The 23,000-nt window shown below is 65.1% G+C and carries 17 protein-coding genes and 1 pseudogene; 11 read left to right on the forward strand and 7 right to left on the reverse strand.

The genetic code is table 11. From position 1 onward, the window contains the following. Positions 1 to 13: 13 nt before the first annotated feature. The 5 genes from gyrB to IVB19_RS36170 all read left to right on the forward strand — a co-directional run bounded on the left by gyrB (position 14) and on the right by IVB19_RS36170 (position 6,758). Positions 14 to 2,449, forward strand: a complete 2,436-nt coding sequence (gyrB, locus tag IVB19_RS36150; protein WP_018455834.1) for a DNA topoisomerase (ATP-hydrolyzing) subunit B — start codon at positions 14 to 16, stop codon at positions 2,447 to 2,449. A gap of 225 nt (positions 2,450 to 2,674) precedes the next feature. Then, a complete protein-coding gene (murA, locus tag IVB19_RS36155) occupies positions 2,675 to 3,970 on the forward strand; it encodes a UDP-N-acetylglucosamine 1-carboxyvinyltransferase (RefSeq protein ID WP_247295895.1) in 1,296 nt (431 codons plus the stop codon). A 261-nt stretch (positions 3,971 to 4,231) separates the two neighbouring features. After that, a complete protein-coding gene (locus tag IVB19_RS36160) occupies positions 4,232 to 5,626 on the forward strand; it encodes an MATE family efflux transporter (RefSeq protein WP_018455832.1) in 1,395 nt (464 codons plus the stop codon). Next, the gene (locus IVB19_RS36165; protein ID WP_018455831.1) at positions 5,623 to 6,111 is read left to right on the forward strand and encodes a DUF2867 domain-containing protein; all 489 of its coding nucleotides are present in this window, start codon (positions 5,623 to 5,625) and stop codon (positions 6,109 to 6,111) included. Before IVB19_RS36160 ends, IVB19_RS36165 begins: the two co-directional genes overlap by 4 nt. Beyond that, positions 6,108 to 6,758 carry a 2-hydroxychromene-2-carboxylate isomerase gene (locus IVB19_RS36170; protein WP_018455830.1) on the forward strand — a complete coding sequence of 217 codons (651 nt, stop codon included), beginning with the start codon at positions 6,108 to 6,110 and terminating at the stop codon, positions 6,756 to 6,758. The genes IVB19_RS36165 and IVB19_RS36170 overlap by 4 nt, the downstream gene beginning before the upstream one ends. 1 nt (position 6,759) lies before the next feature. Here IVB19_RS36170 and IVB19_RS36175 read toward each other — a convergent pair whose 3' ends face one another. Continuing rightward, positions 6,760 to 7,875, reverse strand: a complete 1,116-nt coding sequence (locus tag IVB19_RS36175; protein ID WP_018455829.1) for an FUSC family protein — start codon at positions 7,873 to 7,875, stop codon at positions 6,760 to 6,762. 118 nt (positions 7,876 to 7,993) lie between these two features. On the opposite strand from IVB19_RS36175, the gene IVB19_RS36180 reads away from it, so the two are divergent. Further along, positions 7,994 to 9,361, forward strand: coding sequence for an MmgE/PrpD family protein (locus IVB19_RS36180; protein ID WP_247820833.1), 1,368 nt, complete (start codon positions 7,994 to 7,996; stop codon positions 9,359 to 9,361). 6 nt (positions 9,362 to 9,367) lie between these two features. Here IVB19_RS36180 and IVB19_RS36185 read toward each other — a convergent pair whose 3' ends face one another. Continuing rightward, complete coding sequence (locus IVB19_RS36185) at positions 9,368 to 10,795, reverse strand: serine hydrolase domain-containing protein (protein ID WP_018455827.1); 1,428 nt, start codon at positions 10,793 to 10,795, stop codon at positions 9,368 to 9,370. Positions 10,796 to 10,940: 145 nt separating this feature from the next. Continuing rightward, on the reverse strand, positions 10,941 to 12,002 hold the full coding sequence (locus IVB19_RS36190) for an AraC family transcriptional regulator (protein ID WP_018455826.1): 1,062 nt from the start codon (positions 12,000 to 12,002) through the stop codon (positions 10,941 to 10,943). A gap of 258 nt (positions 12,003 to 12,260) precedes the next feature. Here IVB19_RS36190 and IVB19_RS36195 point away from each other — a divergent pair, with 258 nt between their 5' ends. From IVB19_RS36195 to IVB19_RS36205, 3 genes are all read left to right on the forward strand, one after another. Next, entirely contained in the window at positions 12,261 to 13,178 is a 918-nt protein-coding gene (locus tag IVB19_RS36195; RefSeq protein WP_018455825.1) for a pirin family protein, read from the forward strand. Between the two features lie 77 nt (positions 13,179 to 13,255). Then, positions 13,256 to 14,170, forward strand: a complete 915-nt coding sequence (locus IVB19_RS36200; RefSeq protein ID WP_018455824.1) for a phosphoribosylaminoimidazolesuccinocarboxamide synthase — start codon at positions 13,256 to 13,258, stop codon at positions 14,168 to 14,170. A 262-nt stretch (positions 14,171 to 14,432) separates the two neighbouring features. Then, a complete protein-coding gene (locus tag IVB19_RS36205) occupies positions 14,433 to 16,649 on the forward strand; it encodes an SLC26A/SulP transporter family protein (RefSeq protein WP_247295891.1) in 2,217 nt (738 codons plus the stop codon). Here the strand turns inward: IVB19_RS36205 and IVB19_RS36210 are convergent. Then, a pseudogene (locus tag IVB19_RS36210) lies at positions 16,639 to 17,471 on the reverse strand (alpha/beta fold hydrolase). The gene IVB19_RS36205 and the pseudogene IVB19_RS36210 sit on opposite strands and share 11 nt — an antisense overlap. A gap of 221 nt (positions 17,472 to 17,692) precedes the next feature. Here IVB19_RS36210 and IVB19_RS36215 point away from each other — a divergent pair. After that, positions 17,693 to 18,634: a GlxA family transcriptional regulator gene (locus IVB19_RS36215; protein WP_018455822.1), complete on the forward strand. Its 942-nt coding sequence runs from the start codon at positions 17,693 to 17,695 to the stop codon at positions 18,632 to 18,634. An 11-nt stretch (positions 18,635 to 18,645) separates the two neighbouring features. Here IVB19_RS36215 and IVB19_RS36220 read toward each other — a convergent pair whose 3' ends face one another. The 3 genes from IVB19_RS36220 to IVB19_RS36230 all read right to left on the reverse strand — a co-directional run bounded on the left by IVB19_RS36220 (position 18,646) and on the right by IVB19_RS36230 (position 21,417). Next, complete coding sequence (locus tag IVB19_RS36220) at positions 18,646 to 19,365, reverse strand: hypothetical protein (protein ID WP_018455821.1); 720 nt, start codon at positions 19,363 to 19,365, stop codon at positions 18,646 to 18,648. A 115-nt stretch (positions 19,366 to 19,480) separates the two neighbouring features. Next, entirely contained in the window at positions 19,481 to 20,974 is a 1,494-nt protein-coding gene (locus IVB19_RS36225; RefSeq protein ID WP_247820834.1) for an NAD-dependent succinate-semialdehyde dehydrogenase, read from the reverse strand. A 122-nt stretch (positions 20,975 to 21,096) separates the two neighbouring features. Further along, the gene (locus tag IVB19_RS36230) at positions 21,097 to 21,417 is read right to left on the reverse strand and encodes a hypothetical protein (protein WP_007603877.1); all 321 of its coding nucleotides are present in this window, start codon (positions 21,415 to 21,417) and stop codon (positions 21,097 to 21,099) included. Between the two features lie 347 nt (positions 21,418 to 21,764). Here IVB19_RS36230 and IVB19_RS36235 point away from each other — a divergent pair, with 347 nt between their 5' ends. Next, positions 21,765 to 22,958, forward strand: a complete 1,194-nt coding sequence (locus tag IVB19_RS36235; protein ID WP_018455819.1) for a serine hydrolase domain-containing protein — start codon at positions 21,765 to 21,767, stop codon at positions 22,956 to 22,958. Positions 22,959 to 23,000: the final 42 nt, after the last annotated feature.

The following is a 23,000-nucleotide window of genomic DNA, read 5'->3' on the forward strand; positions in this document are numbered from 1 at the left end:
TCGAAGGCCTCTCATGACAGAACCTGCTCGGCAGACGCCTGCCGAAAACGAACCCTCAAATCCGAGCGATTACGGGGCGGAATCGATCCGCGTGCTCAAGGGTCTCGACGCCGTCCGCAAGCGTCCCGGCATGTATATCGGCGACACCGATGACGGCTCGGGCCTGCATCACATGGTGTACGAGGTCGTGGATAACGCGATCGACGAGGCGCTCGCGGGCCACGCCACGCGCGTGGACGTGATCCTCAACGCCGACAATTCCGTCACCGTGCGCGACGACGGCCGCGGCATTCCCGTCGACATCCACAAGGGCGAAGGCATCTCGGCAGCCGAGGTCATCATGACCCAGCTCCATGCCGGCGGTAAGTTCGACCAGAATTCCTACAAGGTTTCCGGCGGTCTGCACGGCGTCGGCGTCTCCGTCGTCAACGCGCTGTCAAGCAAGCTCGGCTTGCGCATCTGGCGCGACAACAAGGAACACTACATCGAATTCGCCCATGGCGATGCGGTCGCGCCGCTCAAGGTGGTCGGCGACGCGCCCGGCAGGCGCGGCACTGAGGTGACGTTCCAGGCTTCGACGGAAACCTTCAAGAACATCGAGTATGATTTCGCCACGCTGGAGCACCGGCTGCGCGAGCTCGCCTTCCTCAATTCCGGCGTCAACATCGCCCTCTCCGACATGCGTCACGCCGTCGAGAAGCGCGAGGAGATGCACTATTCCGGCGGCGTCGAGGAATTCGTCAAATATCTCGACCGCAACAAGAAGGCGATCGTTCCGGCGCCGATCATGGTGCGCGCGGAATCCAACGGCATCGGTGTCGAGGCCGCGTTGTGGTGGAACGACAGCTACCACGAGAACGTGCTGTGCTTCACCAACAACATCCCGCAGCGCGACGGCGGCACCCATCTCGCCGGCTTCCGCGGCGCGCTGACGCGCCAGGTCAACGGCTATGCCGAGGCCAACGCGAAAAAGGAAAAGATCGCGCTCACCGGCGACGACTGCCGCGAAGGCCTCACTGCGGTGCTGTCGGTGAAGGTGCCGGACCCAAAATTTTCGTCGCAGACCAAGGACAAGCTGGTGTCCTCGGAAGTGCGCCCCGTGGTCGAGAACGTGCTCAACGAGGCGCTGCAGGCCTGGTTCGAGGAGCATCCCTCCGAAGCCAAGATGATCGTCGGCAAGGTGATCCAGGCGGCGGCTGCCCGCGAAGCCGCGCGAAAGGCGCGCGAGCTGACGCGCAAGAGCCCGCTCTCGGTCTCTTCGCTGCCCGGCAAGCTCGCCGACTGCCAGGAGAAGGACCCGGCGAAATCCGAGCTCTTCATCGTCGAGGGTGACTCGGCAGGCGGCAGCGCCAAGCAGGGCCGCAACCGCGAATTCCAGGCCGTGCTGCCGCTGCGCGGCAAGATCCTCAATGTCGAACGCGTGCGTCCCGACAAGATGCTGCACAGCGAGCAGATCGGCACGCTGATCACCGCGCTCGGCACCGGCATCAGCGACGAATTCTCGATCGAGAAGCTGCGCTATCACAAGATCATCGTGATGACGGACGCCGACGTCGACGGCGCCCACATCCGCACGCTGCTGCTCACTTTCTTCTACCGGCAGATGCGCGAGATCATCGACGGCGGCTATCTCTATATCGCCCAGCCGCCGCTCTATAAGGTCAACCGCGGCAAGTCCGAGCAATATCTGAAGGACGAGCGGGCGCTGGAAGATTATCTGATCGATACCGGGCTGGACGATTGCGTCTATATTCCCGGCACCGGCGGCGATCGCACCGGCCGCGACCTGCGCTCGCTGGTCGATGACGCCCGCGCCGTCCGCGGCGTCCTGCGCAGCCTGCACACCCGCTACAATCGCAAGGTGATCGAGCAGGCCGCCATCACCGGCGTGCTCAACAAGGCGATCTACGGCGATCCGGAGAAAGCCGCCGCGGCAGCCCAATACATCGCCGCCCGCCTCGACACGCTCGCCGACGAGGTCGAGCGCGGCTGGATCGGTCAATACGTCGAAGGCCATGGTTTCCAGTTCGAGCGCACCGTGCGCGGCGTCAAGGACGTCGCCCTCATCGATGACGCGTTCCTGGGCTCGGTCGAAGCCCGCAAGCTCGACGAGTACACCGTCAAGCTCCAGGACGTTTATGCCCGCCCCGGCAAGCTGCGGCGCAAGGACACCGAGCACATGGTCTACGGCCCGGTCGATCTGTTCGAAGCCGTCACCGACGCCGGCCGCAAGGGCGTCTCGCTGCAGCGCTACAAAGGGCTGGGCGAGATGAATCCGGAGCAACTCTGGCAGACGACGCTGGACGTCAATGCGCGATCACTGCTCCAGGTGAAGGTCAAAGAGGTCGACGAGGCCGACGACATCTTCACCAAGCTGATGGGCGACGTGGTCGAGCCGCGCCGCGACTTCATCCAGGAACATTCGCTGAGCGCGACGATCGATATCTGAGATCGGATGGCTTGGACGGTCGTCATGCCCCGGACTTGTCCCGGGCATCTAGGTTCTCCGTGCATCTGGCAAAGGCGTGGATGGCCGGGACAAGCCCGGCCATGACGTAGAGACACGGCTGAACCTCCCCCGCCCTCGCGACAAGTGCAGAATTGCTCCCGCGCTCAATTCTCGGTAGTTTCCGCCTCGAAAACCCGCCCACCCAACACGACAGCGAGAGACCCCGTGGCGCCCATCCAGTACATTGTCGAGGGCGGTCACCGGCTCTCGGGCTCGATCGAGCCTTCCGGCAACAAGAATGCGGCCCTGCCGATCATCGCGGCAGCCCTGCTCACCGAGCATCCGGTGACGCTGGAGAACGTGCCGCGGATCCGCGACACCGAGACGCTGGTCGAGCTGATCCGCTCGGTCGGCGCGGCGGCGGAATGGACCGCCCGCAACACGCTTCATATTCACGCCAAGAGCATCCGCGCCGCCGATCTCGATCCTGATCTGTGCGTGCGCATCCGCGCCTCGATCCTGCTCGCCGGCCCCCTGCTCGCCCGCTGCGGCGAAGTGATGCTACCGCCGCCCGGCGGCGACGTCATCGGCCGCCGAAGGCTCGACACGCATGTGCTCGCACTCGAGCAGTTGGGAGCCAAGGTCACCGCGACCGACCGGCTCGAATTCCGCGCTTCGAAACTGACCGGCGCCGACGTGTTCCTGGACGAGCCCAGCGTGACCGCGACCGAGAACGCGCTGGTCGCAGCCGTCGCCGCCCAAGGCACCACCTATTTGCGCAACGCCGCGTCCGAGCCGCATGTGCAGGACCTCGCCAACTTCCTGGTCGCGCTCGGCGCAGGGATCGAGGGCATCGGCACCAACACCATGATGGTGCACGGTCCGGCGACGCTGGGCGGCGCGACCTACCGGATCCAGCCCGACCATATCGAGGTCGGCTCGCTGATCGGACTCGCGGCCGTGACGCGGTCGCCGCTTCGCATCGTGCGCGCGGGCGTCGAGCATCTGCGCTCGATCCGCATGGGATTCGAACGGCTCGGCATCGTCTGCCGCATCGAGGGCGACGATCTCATCGTGCCATCAAACCAGACGCTGAAGATCCAGGACGATTTTGGCGGCCACGTGCCGAAGCTGGAAGACCAGCCCTGGCCGGCCTTCCCGGCCGATCTGATGTCGATCGCGATCGTCACCGCCACGCAATGCGAGGGCGTGATCCTGATGTTCGAGAAGATGTTCGAATCGCGGATGTTCTTCGTCGACAAGCTGATCGCGATGGGCGCGCGTATCGTGCTCTGTGACCCCCATCGCGCCATCATCGCCGGCCCCAGCCGCCTGCGCGGTGCATCGATGATCTCGCCCGACATTCGCGCCGGCATGGCCATGCTGCTCGCGGCCGTCTGCGCCGAGGGCACCTCCACGATCAACAACGCCGACCAGATCGAGCGCGGCTACGAGCGCATCGACGAGCGCCTCAACGCGCTCGGCGCGAAGATCAGGCGCGTGCCTGAACGGAAGGGCTGAGGCGCTTCTTCCCTTCTCCCCTTGTGGGAGAAGGTGGCGTAGGCGGCCTTTGGCCGCCGTTTTTGAGAACGCCGAAGCTTCGCATCGGCTATAGCGCCGGATGAGGGGTTGCTTCAGCGAGTCCTGCTGCTTGAGGGCCGTACGCGGAGAGATCCCCCTCACCCGTCTCGCCGCTGCTGCGGCGAGCCACCCTCTCCCGCAAGGGGAGAGGGAGAAGACCAAGCCATGTTTTCGTCGCCCGGCTGTGCTATTGACCCGGCCATGCTCGACACCGTCCAGCCTCGTTCGCAGCCGCAAGCCGGCGTGCCGCCAAATCCTCTCGCCGACGAATTCGTCGCGACGCTGCGGCTGGCCGTGCCGATGATGCTGACGCAGCTGGGGCAGATCGCGATGATCACGACCGATCTCGCGCTGATCGGGCGGCTCGGCGAGAGCGCGGTCGCAGCAGCAGCGCTGGCGCACACGGTCTATTTCGTCAGCTTCACCTTCGGGCTCGGATTGATGACGGCGGTGTCGCCGCTGGTCGCGCAAGCCTTCGGCGCCGGCGATGTCAGGCGCATCCGCCGCTCTCTGCGCGTCGGCTTGTGGGTCGCCTTGCTGATCTCGCTGCCGATGATGGCCTCCCCGCTCTATGGCGAGCACATCCTGGTCGCACTCGGTCAGGCGCCGCACTCGGCCGCGCTCGCCCAGCGCTATCTGAATGGGCTGGCCTGGGGCATCGCGCCGGCACTCGGCTTCATCGCGCTGCGCAGCATGATGAGCGCGGTGAACCGGCCGCAGGCCCCGCTATGGATCACGCTCGCGGCGATCCCCGTCAATGCCGCGCTGGTCTACGCCCTGATCCACGGCCTGTTCGGCCTGCCGGAGCTCGGTCTGTTCGGCGCAGGGCTTGCGACCACCATCGTCAATCTCGGCACGTTCGTCGCCACGCTCGCCATTGCGGGGCTGCGCAAGCCGTTCGCGGATTATCGTCCGCTTGCCCATCTCTGGCGGATCGACTGGCCCCTGATGCACAAGCTCATCGCGATCGGCGCCCCGATCTCGTTCTCACTGCTGCTGGAATATGGCCTGTTCTCTTCGGCGGCGCTGCTGATGGGGTTGATCTCGACCACGGCGCTCGCGGCGCATCAGATCGCGCTCCAGGTCACCGCCGTGCTGTTCATGGTCCCGCTCGGCATCGGCATGGCAGCCACGGTGCGGGTCGGCCACGCCTTCGGCCGGGGCGACCCGGCTGCGGTGAGGCGCGCAGGTCTCGTGGCAGCCGTGATCGGGATCGCGTTCGTCTCGGCCCTCAGCGTCGCAATCATTCTCGGCCGCTATGAGCTCGGACGGCTGTTCTTCGGCAGCGGCGAGGCGAGCATGGCGACCGTCGAGCTGACTGCAACGCTGCTGCTGGTCGGCGCGACCTTCTTCATCGCCGATGCCATCCAGACCATCATGGGCGGCGCACTGCGCGGCATCAATGACACCAGAATGACGTTGGTATTCGCCGCGATCGGCTACTGGTGCGTGGGCTTTCCCATCGCCTGGTTGCTCGCTTTTCACGCTGATTTCGGCGCGGTCAGTGTCTGGATCGGACTGTCGATCGGATCGTTCGTCTATGCCGGACTTCTGATCTTGCGCTTCCGGATGCTGACGCGCAAACTGGCGGGATGAACGGGACCGTCCGCGAAGTCATCCCCGATGTCGACGCCGGCACGCTGCTGGCCGGTGCGCAATTCATCGACGCCTTTCGCGTGGAGATCGGCACAGCACCGGTGAATGCCCGCGAGGCCTGCACCAGGATGGTGTTGCACGGACCGCGCTGGATCGGTGCACTGACACGCCTGCGCAACATCCTCGTGAGGCCCTTTGGATTGAAGACATCGGGTGAAGGCGCACCAGCGCCGGGCGGCCCGATCGGCTTGTTTCCGGTGCTGAGCGAAACGCCGGAGCAGCTGGTCGCCGGCTTCAATGATTATCATCTCGACTTCCGCATCGTGGTCGATGTCGCCGGCGAAGCGGTGCTGCGCCACGTCACCCTGACCACGCTGGTGCGGACCAACAATCGGCTGGGCCGCGCCTATCTCGCGTTCATCACGCCCTTCCACAAGCTCGTCGCCCGCAGCATGATGGGGCGGCTCGTGGAGCCGGCCCGATGACGCTCTCCGTCGACCTCTTCTACTCCTTTCGCAGCCCGTTCAGCTGTCTGGCGTTGCCGAAAACGCTCAACCTGGTCGAAACCTACGATCTGACGGTGAATTTGCGGCCGGTCTATCCGCTCGCAGTCCGTGTGCCCGGGTTTTTCAAGAAGGCCAGCCCGAACTTCATTCGCTATGTGGTGCTCGACAGCACGCGCGTGGCGCAGCACGAAGGCATTCCGTTCCGCTTTCCCAGGCCCGATCCGATCGTGCAGCACAAGGTGACGTTCGAGGTCGCGGCGGAGCAGCCCTACATCCACCGTCTGACCCGGCTTGGTGCCATGGCGCAGCTCGAGGGACGCTCGCTCGCATTCACCGATGCAATCGCCCGCGTGCTGTGGGACGGCTCGGTGTCGGGCTGGAACGAAGGCGATCATCTCGGGCGCGGCGCCGAAAAGGCCGGCTTCGATCTCGCCGCGATGGATGCCGCAATCACCGCGGACCCTGATCGCTACGAGCAGGTGATCACGGAGAACGAGAAGGACCACGCCGCCTCCGGCCATTGGGGCGTGCCGACCTTCGTGTTCGACAACGAGCCGTTCTTCGGCCAGGACCGCATCGATTTGCTGGTCTGGCGCATGCAGGGCAAGGACCTGATGCGGCGCTAGCTCACTCGGCCAAGCGCGCTGACTTGTCCGACGAGGCTTCCGACCACTCGCCGACGACGCGATCGAGATCGCAGAGATTCTGGTGCATCTGCTCCAGCGAGAAGCCGATCGCGAAGAAGCGCTCGGCGGTGTCGCTCGGCTGGCCGCGGATCAGGCCGTCCTGGCGAACGGCGGCAACCGCCTCGGCGTAATGCTGGAGCGCGACGTGCACGGGATGAATCGGCGGCGCGCCGGCACCAGCCCGCAACGCTTCGGCCGCCGAGCGCAGAAAGCGCACGATCGCCGCACTGACCTCCGCCAGCGGCGCGGCGAGCCGCATCTGCACCTCGGCCGGCAACGGCACCACGGTCGAGCGGCCGATCATCACGACGTCGTGGCGCAGCCGTAGGATCGTTCGCAGCAAGGGACCGGTGTCGGGCCCGCTTGACAGGCGCGCGGCCCGCTCGCGCTCGGCTTCGGCACCGATCGCATTCATGCCCACCATCGCGGTGCCGATGCCGTCCTGGATCCGGTGCAGCGCATCGTTGTCGCGGCCGCGCGTGAGACCCGCGAGCAGCTCGGTGAAGGCGTCCGCGATCAGCTCGAGCAGCCTTGCCGCGCTGGCGCGGATCTGGCGCACCGCGCGCGAGGGCAGCACCAGGAACGAGACCAGCAATCCCGTGATTGCGCCGACCCCGACCTCGCTGACCCGATCGATTGCCGATGTCATGGGATCGGAATGATGCATCGTCGGAACCAGCAGCACGATGATGGCGGTGACCGTCGCTGCATTGAGGCTCGGGTTGATCGCGGCGACGAAGGCGAGTGGCGCGACCGCCAGCACCAGCAGGCCCAACAGGCCGGCCTCGGTCGAATAAGGGATCAGGATCGCGATGGCGCCCCCATAGATGGCGCCGCCGATGGTGCCGAGCACGTAATCGCGCGTCGCCTTCAGCGAGCGCCCGACGCTCAACTGGGTCACGATCAGCGAGGTCAGCACCGCCCAGAGCGGCAGCAGCAGATGCAGCGCGGTGGCGATCGCGTAGGCCGCGGTGGCCGCGACCGTGACCCGGATCGCCAGGCCCAGTTGCGTTCGCCGCGCCCGGACCCGGTCGAACACATCTTTTGGAAGTCCCATCGTGGAATATCCCGATCCTCTTGGAGCCTGCCAAAAGCATAGCTGATGCCCGCAGCCCATGGCCGCTTGAAAGGCCAAATCAGCCCGCCTAACTTGCGCGCCAAAACGAGGAAACACGATGGCCCACGAAACCGCAACGCTCGCTGCCTATGTCTTCAATCTGAAATACGGGGATATTCCGGCGGAAGTGCTGGATCGCGCAAAGGTGCTGACGCTGGACTTCCTGGGCAGCGCCATCCGCGCCCGCAGCGAAGCGGAATCGACCCCCTCGATCCTGAAGATGCTGGAGGCGCTCGCGCTCGACACCAGGGGCGAATCCACCGTGTTCGGCGACAGCAAGACCTGGACGCCGGCGGTCGCGGCGCTGCTCAACGGCGCGCTCGGCCATTCCCTCGACTTCGACGACACCCATGCGGACTCCTCGCTGCACCCGAGCGCGCCGGTCGTTCCGGCCGCCTTCGCCATCGGCGAGATGGTCGGCGCGTCGGGCCGCGACGTGCTGACCGCGATCGTTGCGGGCTATGAGGTCTGCTGCCGGCTCGGCAACGCGCTCGACCCGACCTCGCATTATGCGCGCGGCTTCCATCCGACCGCCACCGCTGGCACCTATGGCGCAGCAGCGGCCGCCGGAAAACTGTTCGGCCTGTCCGAGCAACAGCTCATCGCCACCTTCGGCGTCGCCGGCAGCCAGGCCGCGGGCTCGCTGCAATTCCTGGTCAATGGCGCCTGGAACAAGCGCTACCAGGTCGGAGCCGCCGCGATGAATGGCGTGATCGCCGCGACGCTGGCGCGCAACGACTTCGTCGGGGCGACGGAATCCGTGGAGGGCAAACATGGCCTGCTCGCCGGCTACACCGACGATGCGCATCCCGACAAGGCGGTCGCCGAGCTCGGCAAGACCTACGAGACCATGAAGATCGGCGTCAAACCGTATCCGAGCTGCCGCTATACCCACGCCGCGATCGACGCGCTGATCGCAATGCGGCGCGAGCACAATCTGACGCCCGATCAGGTCAAGCGGGTCGAAATCGGCCTGCATCGCAACGGCATCACGCTCACCGGCGACGCCGCGACCAAGCGCCACCCGACCTCGATCGTCGGCGGCCAGTTCTCGATGTTCTTCACCGGCGCGCTCGCGCTCGACCAGGGCTCATTTGGCTGGGACGACTACAATCGTCTTGGCGACGCCGCCATCGACGCACTCGCCGACAAGTTCGACGTAGTGCAGGACGATCGCCTCGAAATCGGCCGCACCCACCCCTTTGGCGCGCGCGTGAGTATCACGACGGACGACGGCGTGCATGAGCGGCTCTACGCCGATCCCTCGGGGGAGCCGACCTCGTTCCCGGATGCACAGGCGATGCAGCAAAAATTCTTGACGCTGGCACGCCCGGTGCTGAATGCGCGCGCGGAGAAATTCGCAGACGCGATCATGACGCTGGAGCGGTTCGATCGCGTGGCAAAGGCGACGGAGCTGGGAAGGTAAAGCACCTCAATCCATCCCCGCCACCTTCCCTTTAGCGCGCGTTGCCGCAATCACATCCCGCACCAGATCAAACACACCGTCCGCTTCCGGCGGTGAGTTCGGCGAACGGCCGAGCCGCACGATCACGAGTCGTTCCGACGGAATCACGATTGTATACTGCCCGATCGTGCCCTTGGCGAAGAAGGCATCGCGCGGCCAGCCGTGATCGACGCGAAAGGTCGCGCCAAAGCTGTCGCCCTGGTTGGTCCAGAATCCGGCGCCGATACCGACCCAGGCATTGGGCGTCGCCGACGCCGAGTAATTCACCCAGCCCTCGGGCAGGATGCGCCGGCCGCCGGCGACGCCGTCGTCGAGATAGAGCTGGCCGAAACGCGCCCAGTCGCGCGCGGATGCGAGCATCTCGCTCGACCCCTCGATCGTGCCGGCGCCGTCGAGCTGGAGCGTGACGTGTCGCATGCCGAGCGGCGCGAACAATTCGCGGCGCGCGAAGGCAAGCGCATCGGCGGGATTGCCGCCGGCGGCGTTGCGGATCAGATGCGCGAGCATGATGGTGTTGCCATCGTGATAATTCCACACGGTGCCCGGCGCGGTCGCAAGCGGCATGCTCGCTGCATAGGCGGCCATGTCGGCCTCCACGAATTTCATGCGATTGACCGGCTCGAAGGCGGAGCCAAGCGAGGCCTGAAGCGAGCTGCCGAGCGCCAGGCCCGCGGTGTGGCGCAGCAATTGATCGACGGTGATGGCGTGACGCGGATCGTCCGGATTTGTCCAGGCGGCGACCGGTGCGGGCCCGTCGAGCTTCAGTCGGCCCTGGCGCACGAGGATCCCGGTGAGAGCCGAGATCACGGACTTGGTCATGGAGAAGCCGAGCAGCGGCGTCTCCGGTCCGATGCCGTCCGCATAGCGCTCCGCGATGATGCGGCCCGACTTCATGACGACGATTGCGCGGGTGCGGCGGAATGGCGGCGATGGCGGCTCAGCGAAGGCGCGATCGAGTGCGGCTGACAGCTCCGGGCTCTGTGGCGACACGACCGCGGGCCCGGCGATCTCGGGCAGCAACGCCGGCTGCCTGTCATCCGGCGGCAACGTGACGTCGGTGATCCCTCCGCCGTGCTCGAGCGTGCAGCCGAGTCCCTCGCGATAGACGGCGTGGCTGCGACCGATGCCGAACAGCGTCACCGTAACATCCTTGCGCGCGCGATCGACCCGATAGTCCATCGCCCAGGCGAACAGACTTGCGCCCGGCATCGCATCAATGGTCTCCGTCAGGTTAGGCCTGATATCGAGGCCCGAGACAAACGTCTCCGCGCAGAGCACGTCGGCGATGAAGCCGGTGACGACCTTGGGCACGTCATGGGCGCGAACCGTGCCGAGCGCGAGGCCGGCAAAGACGATGGCGATGGTGAGAAGGACGATCTTGCGGCGGCGGGTCACGGGCTTGCTCCGGCTTGAGGCGTGTGCCGGAGACGAAGCGGCATTCACGCGATGCCCGCTCGCCGGATTTGGAAAACGGCAGAGCCGAAAGCAGCGAGACGCTCGCCGATTCCAAAATAACCTTGATATTACAGCGTGCTAAAGATTAGACGGCATTCACCTTCAGCCGCCGGTACTCCGTCGGCGTCACGCCGGTCACGGCCTTGAAGGCGCGGTTGAAGGGGCCTAGCGACTGGAAGCCAGAATCCATCGCGATGGTGATGACGGGGACCTTGGCCTGGGCGGGATCGGCGAGGGCTGCCTTGGCCTCTTCGATCCGGTGGTTGTTCAGGAACACATTGAAATTGCGGTAGCCGAGCCCCTGGTTGATCAGCCGGCGCAGCCGGTATTCGGGAATCTTCAGCCGGCCCGCCAGCACGCCGATGCTGATGTTCTCCTGGCGATAGATCCGTTCGTCCGCCATCAGCCGCATCAGGGCGTCGATGAGCTTTTGGTCGGGGGCATCCTCGCCGACAGGCTGGCTCGCCGCGATCGCGGGCGCCGCTTCCGCGGCGGCTGGAAACAGGTCGGCGCCATCGACGCGCATCATCGCATAGGCGATGGCCGCGACAATGCCGGCGAGCACGCCTGTATTGACGGTGTTGGCGACGTCGCCGACGTCACTGCCGACGACAAGGATCTGGAGCACCGCGTTCAATCCGCCATAGAGCGCGGCAGCACAGACAATGAAGATACGGACGCGGCGGCGGCGCTCGACCAGATCGGCTGACCATGAGGCGATCGTCTGCACGATCGCGAGCGCAATGAAGCCGAGCACGATCAGGTTCACCGCGGTGACGGCGACCCGGACATGTCCGCCGGGTGCGATCCAGAGACAGCTGACGAAGCTGAAGGCTGCCACCAACGCCCAGGTCAATCCGTGCCACCGGCGCAGGCGAAACTCATCGTCGAACAGCGCGCGCGTGAACAGCCAGAACACCACGATATTGCCGGTCGACAACGCGATCAGCGGCGCATGCCATGCCGGTACCAGCGATGATGTTCCGACAGAATAGCTCACAGCATGCGCGGCCGAGCCGAGCGCAAAGGCCGCACCGAGCCGGGCTGCCAGCACATTGCGGAAATCCGAGAGTAATGACGCTGCCAACACCAGCAGCAGCGCCACGGCGGCGGCGCGAAAGGCGAGCTCGGCTGCGGCTGGGGTCATCGGGTGTTGCGATGGGTCGCGGTTGACATCAGCCGAACATCCTTCGTCAGGCGTATGTTTTCAAGCACCATCCGCACCACAGCTGTCATCGTCCGGCTTGACCGGACGATCCAGTACTCCGAGACGGCCATGATTGAACGGATAGGCCGCCGCGTACTGGATGCCCCGCCTTCGCGGGGCATAACAGCGGGCTTAGCCGCGACGCTGGCGCGGAATCCTGCTAGTATCGAGCCCAAGCAATTTAGACGGAGTTTTACCATGAGCTGGCAACCCTCGAACGATCCCGTGCTCGGCGATCCCATGTCCTGCGATGCGCTCGATCTCGTCATCGTGCCGCGCACGCGCGATCTCGGCGACGGCTTCGCGGTGCGGCGCGCGTTGCCGCACGGCAAGCGGCAGATGGTCGGGCCCTTCATCTTCTTCGACCATTTCGGGCCGGTGCAGTTCGTCTCCGGCAAGGGCATGGACGTGCGGCCGCACCCGCATATCGGGCTTGCCACGGTCACCTATCTGTTCGACGGCGCGATCATGCATCGCGACAGTGAGGGCAACATCCAGGAGATCCAGCCTGGCGCGATGAATTTGATGACGGCCGGCCGCGGCATCGCGCATTCCGAGCGCACGCCGGATGTGCAGCGCGCCTCGGGGCAGAAGATGCTGGGCCTGCAAAGCTGGATCGCGCTGCCGGCCGGATCGGAAGAGATCGCCCCGTCGTTCCAGCACTACGGCGCGGGTGACCTGCCGATGGTCACCGAGCGCGACTTCACCGCAAAGGTGATCGCGGGCTCGTCCTTCGGCATCACCTCACCTGTTTCGATGGTGTCGCCGTGGTTCTATACCGAGGTCACGGCGGCCGCGGGCGCGGTCGTGCCGCTCGACCCTGATCATGAGGAGCGCGCCATTTACGTGGTCGACGGCGAGGTCGAGATCGCGAACGAGCGCTACGAAGGGCCGCGACTGCTGATCTTCCGCCCGGGCGACCGCATCACGGTGAAGGCGCTCAAGGCCACGCGGATGATGTTTCTGGGCGGCGACGCCCTGGAGGGCCCGCGCCACATCTGGTGGAATTTCGTCTCCTCCAGCAAGGAGCGGATCGAGCAGGCCAAGCAGGACTGGAAAACCGGCCGCTTCGCCGCAGTTCCGCAGGAACATGAGTTCATTCCGCTGCCGGAATAGGCTAATCCGGCTTCCGGTCGCGCGATCAGGCTCGGCCGGATGTCCCGTCGCAAGGCCTTGCTCCGAAAGTTCTGCCGATGACCACCATGCTCTCCAGCGACCTGCCCCTGCCCAAGATCGGGCGCGGCAAGGTGCGCGATATCTACGCCGTCGACGACGACCGCCTGCTGCTCGTCACCACGGACCGCATCAGCGCCTTCGATGTCGTGATGGGCGAGACCATCCCGATGAAGGGCGCGGTACTGACGCAAATCAGCGCCTTCTGGTTCAACGAGCTCGAAGGCGTGGTGCCGCATCACATGATCAGCGCCGACACCGACGAGATCATCGCCGCCGTGCCGGCCTTGAAGCCGCATCGTGCCGAGATTCTCGGCCGCGCCATGCTGTGCCGCCGGACCACGGTGTTTCCGATCGAATGCGTGATCCGCGGTTATCTCTCGGGCTCGGCCTGGAAGGAATATGCAGCAAGCGGAACGCTGGCCGGCGAGAAGCTGAAGGCGGGACTTGTCGAGAGCGAGAAGCTGGAGCCCTCGATCTTCAGCCCGGCGACCAAGGCCGAGACCGGCCATGACGAGAACATTACCATCGCAAAAATGCGCGAGGTCGTCGGCGACGAGACGGCCTACACGCTCGAGAGCATGACGCGCGCGATCTACACGCTCGGCGAGGAGCTCGCCCGCGAACAGGGCATTATCATCGCCGACACCAAGTTCGAATTCGGCCGCGACAAGGACGGCCGCATCATCCTGATCGACGAAGTCATGACGCCGGATAGTTCGCGCTTCTGGGCCGTCGATGCCTACAAACCCGGCCAGCCGCAGGCGAGCTTCGACAAGCAGCCCTTGCGCGACTATCTCGATGTCGAGCGCCGCGCCGGCCGCTGGAACGGCGACGCCCCGCCGCCGCCTTTGCCCGCAAGCGTGGTGGACGCGACCAGCAAGCGGTATCTGGAAGCATATCGCCGCGTGACGGGAAGCGAACTCAAGATCTAGTGCAGGCCCTTAGCGTCGTCCTGGACCAGCGAACGAAGTGAGCGCCGATCCAGGACCCATTACCACCGGGCGCGGTTTGGCGAAGACTGTGGCCGTCACCTCGCGGCACGACTCCTCCCTGGGATAATGGGTCCTGGCTTTCGCCAGGACGACACCGAATGGCGGGCGCTTCGGTTTCTTCCATCCGGCTTGCAAGAATCTTGTTGCGCTAAGTCTCCAGTCGTCTACCTCTCGGAGGGGAATACTCAGCGAGTGGCACGGCGTGACAGATCCAGCGATTGGCTTCACTCCGTCGACCGGGCTCAATCCGGCCCTCAAGCGCGCGCTGAACGATATATTGGGCGGGAGCGCCGCCAGCGTCCTGACCGTCACGTTCGGACTGTCCTACGCGCTGCTGATCTTCGCGGGGCCGTTGTCGCCCTATCTGTCCTACGGCATCACGGCCACTTTCGTCAGCTCCGCGGTGCTTGCGGCCGTCGTCGGGCTCGGCAGCTCGCTGCCCTTCGCGATTGCAGCCCCCGACAGCTCGACCGCCGCGGTGACGGGTATCCTGGCGGCCTCGGTGGTCGAACGCATCGAGACGGCGAACCTGTCGACGCCGTTGCTGTCCCCTATCCTGATCACGCTCGGCCTGTCGACGATGCTGACAGGATTGGTGCTGTGTGGACTGGGCCTGACGCGGCTTGGCCGCGCCATCCGTTACGTGCCTTATCCGGTGGTCGGCGGCTTCCTCGGCGCCACCGGACTTCTCATCGTCATGGGTGCGGTCCGGGTGATCACCGACCATCCGCTGCAGTTCACGACGCTGTCGCACTTCGCCGACCGCACCATCCTGCTGGAGCTCGGTGCCGCCTGCGCGATGGCGCTGGTGCTGTATCTCACCTGGCACCGCTCGCGCAGCCCGTTCGGACTGCCGATCATCCTGGTCGGCGGCGTGCTCACCGCGCATCTGGCGTTCTGGATCACCGGCGTTTCCTTCGATGAGGCGCGCACATTGGGCTGGACCTTTCAGCCACCGCCGCAAGCGGTCTTCATGCTGCCCTGGCATACCGACGATCTCGCCCGCTATCCCTGGTTTGCCATACCGGACCTGCTTGGCAATGTCGTCGCCGTCATCTTCGTCACGGCCTCCAGCACGCTGTTCAACACCACCGGCATCGAGGTGGCCACGCATCGCGAAGCCAATCTGGAGTGTGAGCTGAACGTCACCGGCGCCGCCAACATCCTGACCGGCATGCTGGGCGGCTACCCCGGTTGCAGCTCGACCAGCCGCTCGATGCTCAATTTCAGCAGCGGCGGCCGCGGGCGACTGTCCGGCCTCACCGCCGCAGCGCTGTCGCTGCTGGTGCTTGCCGTCGCACCCGAGCTGCTCGGCTTCATCCCCAAATGCGTGCTCGGCGGGCTGTTGCTCTATCTCGGCGCCGACCAGTTGCACAAATGGATCATCGAGTCGCGCAAGCGGCTGTCGAAGCTCGAATATCTCTCGCTGATCGCCATCATCGCGATCATCGTGGCCTGGGGTTTCGTTCCGGGCATCCTGATCGGCGTCATCATCGGCTGCGCGACGTTTGCGTTCAGCGCCGCGCGGGTCGAGTCGATCAAATACAGTTTCGACGGCTCGGAGTACCGCTCCTCGCTCGACCGCTCGCGCGACGACCAGGACGTGCTGCTTGCCCACGGGGGCAAGATCCAGGGCCTCAATCTCCAGAGCTATCTCTTCTTCGGCTCCGCCAACCGGCTCTACCAGCACGTCAAGCAGCTGCTGCAGGAACGCCCCGAGTGCCGCTATCTGCTGTTTGACTTCAAGCTCGTCACCGGCGTGGATTCATCGGCTGCCTATAGTTTCGCCCAGATCAAGCGCAGCGCCGGCGATCTCGGAGTCGAGCTGATCCTGGTGCATCTGTCGGCTGCGGCCGAGAAGGTGCTGCGCTCCAGCGACTTCGTCGGCGAGGGCGTCACCATCATCCCCGAGCTCGATCGCGCGCTGGAATGGTGCGAGAACGAGCTCATCTCGCAGCATCAGGAGCTGGCGCAGGAAGAAGCCAGCCTGCGTGACTGGTTCACGCGAATGCTCGGCAGCGAAGACGGCGCCGACGAGCTGATCCGCCGCTGCCAGCGCATCGAGGTCGAAGCCGGCGAGGTCATCGTGCAGGCCGGCGCCCCCGCCGATTCCATGCATTTCATCCTCGACGGCCGCGTCGGCATCATGATCCCGGCCGATCACGACCGCACCACACGCGTGCGCAGCCTCGGCCGTTACACCACGATCGGCGAGATGGGGCTGGTGTCACAGACACCGCGCAGCGCGACCATCCAGGCCGAGGTCGACAGCGTGCTCTACGTGCTGAATACGCACCAGTTCGACGCCATCAAGACCGAGGATCCAGCGCTCAGCCACAAGCTGCTGACCTATTTCGTGTCGGTCATGGCGGAGCGGCTGACCTTTGCGAACCGCACGATCGCGGTGCTCAGGCGGTAGCCCTCGCATCCAGAAACGTTCTGCAATGTGCTACGAACAAATCCGGGTATTGGAAAGGTGCGCCGTGTCCGGAGTCGGGATACAGGATGAGCTGCGCATCACTCATCGCCTTGAACATGTTGTAGGCGTTGATGCTCGGGAACATTGAATCGTCGCTGCCGTGAACAATCAAGGTGGGCTGCGCGATTGCGCGGAGGATGGACGCCTCGTCCTTGCGGGCACACCAGGTGATGATCGCCTTCGCCTGAGGTTCGCTCACACTGTCTCCGCTTTCGGGATCCCGGTCCTGTGCGCGCGCAGTCCTCGCGCGATAAAGCCCCTACCGGCGCGCTGGCTGGCCTCGGAGGGCGTAAAGAACAGCGGCAGCCTGACATCGGCAGCCCCACGGGCAAAGGCGTCGTTGACGACGGCCATCAGATGCTCCTCGCCGCCGCGCGGCGCCGCTCCCGCCACGATCATCTTGCGGACGAGCCCCGTCCCCCGGGCAGCGAGCACCTGAGCGATCATGCCACCGAGCGAGAAGCCGAGAAGATCGACCTCACCGAGATCGAGCGCCCTGATGAAAGTTTCGGCATCCGCCGCCATCCGCTCGACGTTGTCCGGCGTCGCGCCGGAGCTCGTGCCGACGCCCGCATTGTTAAAAACGATGACCGGCCTGGTTTCCGCGAGCCGGTTCACCACGGCCGGATCCCAGGAATCCATGTTGCCTGTGAAATGCTGAAGCAGGACCAGTGGCATACCCTTTGCCGGGTCGAGGCGCCTGAAGGCAAAGCGCATACCGCCGGCCTCGATGAATTCCGTTCGCGCCGTTTCAAGGGACATGCCTTTTCCTTTTTCTTGAAGTGCACGGATGGCTGCTGGCACGACGGCGAGCACTCCATATATGACGCTCGCCATATGTATGTCGTCTTCCCGCGCTCGAGGGTGGAGACGTATCAGCCGGCTTACGGCATCGACAGGACGTAGATGCCATCATTTCGGCCATCGAATTGGCGAGGGGAGCAGGCGCACAAACAGGTGGTCCGTCGCATCCAGGAGTCATCATGAGAATCGGCTTGGTTCTGTCTCCGAGCTTCCAGGCCGTCTGTTTCGGCGCCGTCGCCGCTTTCGACGTGGCGAACAAGCAGGCTGGAGAAAAAATCTACGATGTTCGTGCGTTCTCGGAAGACGGCGGGCTGGTCACCTCGTCTGCTGGGATGCAAGTCATGACGGAGCCTTTCGATCAGGCCGCTTTCGACACCCTCATCGTCGCGGCGGGCCTCGACATTCCAACCTCATCACCCGGCCTCGTCCGGCTGCTTCGCGCAGCGGCCCGGAATGCGCGGCGGGTTTCGTCGATCTGTCTCGGCTCGTTCGTGCTCGGTGACGCCGGGCTGTTGAACGGGCGGCGAGCGACCACGCATTGGCGCTACGCACAGGAGATGCAGGCCAGATTCCCGGGTTGCAATGTGGACGCCGACAAGATCTTCATTGCCGACGGCCAGATCTGGACGTCTGCCGGCATGAGCGCCGGCACCGACATGGTCGTCGGCATGATCGAACGAGATCTCGGTGCCGAGAGGGCTCGCTCCGTGGCCAAAGGCATGGTCATGTACCACAGCCGCCCCGGCGGACAATCGCAGCATTCGGTTTTGCTGGAGGTGGGAACGAGCGAAGACAGGATCCAGAAGGCCCTGAACTACGCCCGGCAAAACCTGCGCGAGAGCCTCACGATCGAAGATTTGGCCCGCGCCGCCTGTCTCAGCCCGCGGCAATTCACGCGACTCTTCCGCTCGGCGACCGGCACGACGCCGGCCAAGGCCGTCGAAGCCTTGCGCCTCGAATCCGCGAAGCTGATGCTGGAGCAGACTCGTTTGCCGATCGAGGTCGTGGCGCGCGAGACCGGCTTTGCGACCCGTGAGCGCATGCGACAGGCTTTTGTCCGCGTGCATGGCGAGGCGCCGCGGACCTTCCGCAAGGAGGCTGGGCCACTCGCCATGCTCTGACGTGCCTCAAATCAGCTCAGCCGGATATTGGACAGATCGATCGAGACGACCAGCGGCTCGGTGCTGAAGCTGCCGTCGGGTTGCCGTGCATAAATGCGACGCTTGGTCGGAAACCGGATGCCCGAGACCTCGACATAGCCATCGATCAGATGCGCGCCGGGCGTATTGCCGGCGATCTCCACGTCGTAATCGTGCCGCTTCAAGAGTCCGTCCGCATCGAAATAGAGCGTCTGCACCGCGCTGTGCGTTGCGATGTCATTTGGAAAACGGACCGCAAGACGGCGCCACAGCCCGTCATTCGTACGCACCGGCTCCAGCTCTTCTGCCTCGACTCCCGGCCAGGCGAGCACGAACGGGGTGTTGAGGTAAGTCCACATGGCGCAGCCGGCGAAATAGGCGAGCTGGAGATCGGTCCACGGCGTTTGCAGAGTATGACCTGCAAAGCTGCTGCGCGGGTCACGAAGCTCGTCGAGCACCGTGCCGTCGGCCGCTTCGAGGGCGACCCGCCCCGGCTCGAACCGCGAACGGCGGCGCTCGGCGCCGAAGGGCGAGTGGGACGCCCATTCCTGGCGCAGACCAACCGTCACGGTGGTCTGCTGAAGCGTCTCAGGCTCCCCTTTCAAGGACCACAACACGCCCCCCTGCTGAAGGTCGGCCGCGACCTGCTCGAACTGGTTCCAGCGCTGAAGCCCACCATGGGCTTCGATCGCCAGCTCACTTAGTTTGGTCATCACGTTCTCCTGCGTAGGGGCCGTTGCATTGAGCCCTGCTGCAGAGAACGTTAGGCCCTCACGGGAGGACGGCGAACGCCGTAGATGCCGCGTTTCAGGCCACGGCGACCAGCAGCTAAACCCCCGCCATCATCACATATTTGATCTCGACATATTCTTCCATGCCGTGATGCGAGCCTTCGCGGCCGAGGCCGCTTTCCTTGACGCCGCCGAAGGGCGCCACTTCGGTGGTGATCAGGCCGGTGTTGACGCCGACCATGCCGGATTCCAGCGCCTCGGCGACACGCCAGACGCGGCCGAGATCGCGGGAGTAGAAGTAGGAGGCGAGCCCGAACGGCGAGGCGTTGCACATCGCGATGACGTCGGCCTCGTCCTTGAAGCGGATCACCGGTGCGAGCGGGCCGAAGGTTTCCTCCTGCGCCACCAGCGAGTCCGGCTCGACGTCGGCAAGCACCGTCGGCTCGAAGAACGAACGCCCGAGCTCGCTGCGCTTGCCGCCGGTGACGATCCTGGCGCCGCGCTTGACGGCGTCCGCGATATGGCGCTCGACCTTGTCGACCGCTTTCAAATTGATCAGTGGGCCCTGCGTGACGCCGTTCTCGGTACCGTCACCGATCTTCATCGCCGCGACTTTCTTCGACAGCTTCTGCACGAACTCGCGGTAGATCTTGTCCTGGGCGTAGATGCGGTTGGCGCAGACGCAGGTCTGGCCCATGTTGCGGTATTTCGAGACGATCGCGCCGTCGACCGCCGCATCGATGTCGGCGTCGTCGAACACCACGAACGGCGCGTTGCCGCCGAGCTCGAGGCCGAGCCGCTTCACGCCGACGGAGGCCTGCCGGTAGAGAATCTTGCCGACCGCGGTCGAGCCGGTGAAGCCGACGAAACGCACGGCCGGATGCTCGCACAACACCTTGCCGATCGGCGCTGCATCGCCCGTGACGATGTTGAACACACCCTTGGGCACGCCGGCTCTCTCCGCGAGCGCGGCAAGCGCCAGCGCCGACAGCGGCGTTTCATTGGCGGGCTTCAGCACCACGGTGCACCCGGCCGCAAGCGCCGGCGAAACCTTTCGTGTGATCATCGAGTTCGGGAAATTCCACGGCGTGATCGCGCCGCAGACGCCGATCGGCTGCTTGATCGCGAGCAAGCGCGCATCCGGCCGCTGCGTCGGAATCGTCTCGCCATAGACGCGGCGGGCCTCCTCGGCGAAAAATTCGACATAGGCGCCGCCGATGTCGACCTCGCCGAGCGCTTCGGCGAGCGGCTTGCCCTGCTCGGAGGTGAGGATCAGCGCGAGGTCCTCGCGATTGGCGATGATCAGCTCGAACCATTTGCGCAAAATATTGGAGCGCTGCTTGGCGGTGTGCTTGGCCCAGCCCGGGAACGCGCGCTCGGCGGCCTCGACCGCCCTGGTGGCGTCATCGGCCGAAAGCTGCGGAACCTTTGCAAGCTCGATGCCGGTTGCGGGATTGTTGACGGCGAAGACCGGCGAGCCGACCCAGGTGCCGTCGATGTAACAGGCCTCCTTCAGCAGCGACGGGTCCTTCAACCGGTCGCGCAGATTGGACGTGGCGTGCTGGGCACGTGCGGCGGCGGTCGGGGTCATGGCGTTGCTCCTGCGGGGCTTTTGCGGGCTGTTCCGGTTCGGCCGGAATATAGGGAGACGCGGCGCGCAATGCACCGTCCCGCAACGCACATCTGCTGGGAGCCAGGCTCGGAGCGGCGGAGTTACGCCGCGCCGCTCAGATAGGTCTCGCGCCGCCCGATCATGCGCTCGGCGGCGGCCTTGGCGTCGGCCTTCGAGGAGGTTGCGCAGGTCCGGTATTCGAGATCAGGAACGTCGGACGCGTTGCGGCGGCCGAACCAGGACTTTGAACCGACCGGCAGCAGCGCCAGCGCCTGTGCCAGATTGTCGACAGCGCCGAAGGAATAAAGTGCGCCGGTGCCGGCGATGCGGACCTCGTAGATGCCGGGCGCGATCGGCGCTTCGAGATTCTCGCCCCGTCCGGGACGGGGATAGCGCTTCCATTCGCTCCAGGTCGAAATCATCTGAGGTCCCCCCTCGCGGCCGGTGGGCGGCCGCCAATTTGCATCAAGTCTTAACGTCGACCGTCGATCGGCCGAGAGCTGAACGCCGCAGCTCACAAAATGTTTCAAGTGCTTCAAACAGTCGAAACATCTCGCCAGCACCCATCCACGGTCACGGCTGGTTGCGGCCATCCACCACAGATTGTGACGGAGTGTTGCAGGTCAGCCGCCTTGTCGTCGTGCGAGGGGAGCCGACCGTCAAGTCACGACATCGCGACCGCGGCAGGTACGCGGATGTGCTTGCCGCGCGGCGCACGCGGGAGGACAATCGATCGCTTCCAACAATAATCAAACCGGAGGAAACGCGGATGCAAGGCAAAGCTGAGATCGACGAGATTCTGCGCCAGAAGAGCGAGGCCAGGGAGATTCCCGGCGTCGTCGCCATCGCCGCCAGCGGTACCGAGGTGCTGTATCAGGGCGCGTTCGGCAAACGCGACCTGTCCAAGCCGGATGCGATGACCGCCGACAGCGTGTTCTGGATCGCATCGATGACGAAGGCGGTGACATCAGCGGGCGCGATGCAGCTCGTCGAGCAAGGCAAGCTGTCGCTGGATGCGCCGATCGGCGAGGTGTTGCCCGATCTCGCCAAGCCGCAGGTGCTCGAAGGTTTCGATGCCAAGGGCGAAGCCAAGCTGCGGCCGGCCAAGGGGCCGATCACGCTGCGCCAGCTCATGACCCACACCGCCGGCTTTGCCTACAACATGTGGAACGGCGATCTCGCGATCCATCTCGAGAAATCCGGCATCCCCGCCATCACCACCTGCCAGAACGCGGCGTTGAAGACGCCGGTTATGACCGACCCCGGCACGCGCTGGGAATACGGCACCAATATCGATTTCGTCGGCAAGGCGGTGGAAGCCGTCAGCGGCAAGCGCCTCGATGCCTATCTGCGCGACAATCTGTTCGCACCGCTCGGCATGAGCGATACCGCTTTCAAGATCACCGACGACATGCGCAAGCGTCTGGTCGGCATGCATGCGCGCGGCGAGGATGGCCAGCTCGCCGCGATCCCGTTCGAGCTCGAGCAGGAGCCGGAATTCCACATGGGCGGCGGCGGCCTTTATTCGACCGCGGCCGACTACATCAAGTTTACCCAGATGATCCTGAACAAGGGCCGCGGCAACGGCAATCAGGTGCTGAAGGCCGAGACCATCGCGACGATGGGGCAGAACCACATCGGCGACCTCGCCATGGGCAAGATGACCACGGCGGCGCCGATGTACACCAATGACGTCGATCTCTATCCGGAGCAGGTGAAGAAGTGGGGCCTCAGCTTCATGATCAACACCGCCAAGACCGCCGAGGGCCGCAGCGCGGGCAGCCTCGCCTGGGCGGGCCTCGCCAACACCTATTACTGGATCGACCCGGCGCGCGACGTCACCGGCGTGATCCTGATGCAGCTGCTGCCATTCGCCGACGCAAAGTGTCTCGAGGCTTTTGCCGGCTTCGAGCGCGGCGTCTATGCCGGGCTCGATGCGGGAAGCGGGCAGAAGGCGGCGTGAGGCGCGCCTGACTCTCACGACGCGTCACGGCCGGGCTTGTTG

The organism is Bradyrhizobium sp. 187, assembly GCF_023101005.1.
GTDB lineage: Bacteria > Pseudomonadota > Alphaproteobacteria > Rhizobiales > Xanthobacteraceae > Bradyrhizobium > Bradyrhizobium canariense_D.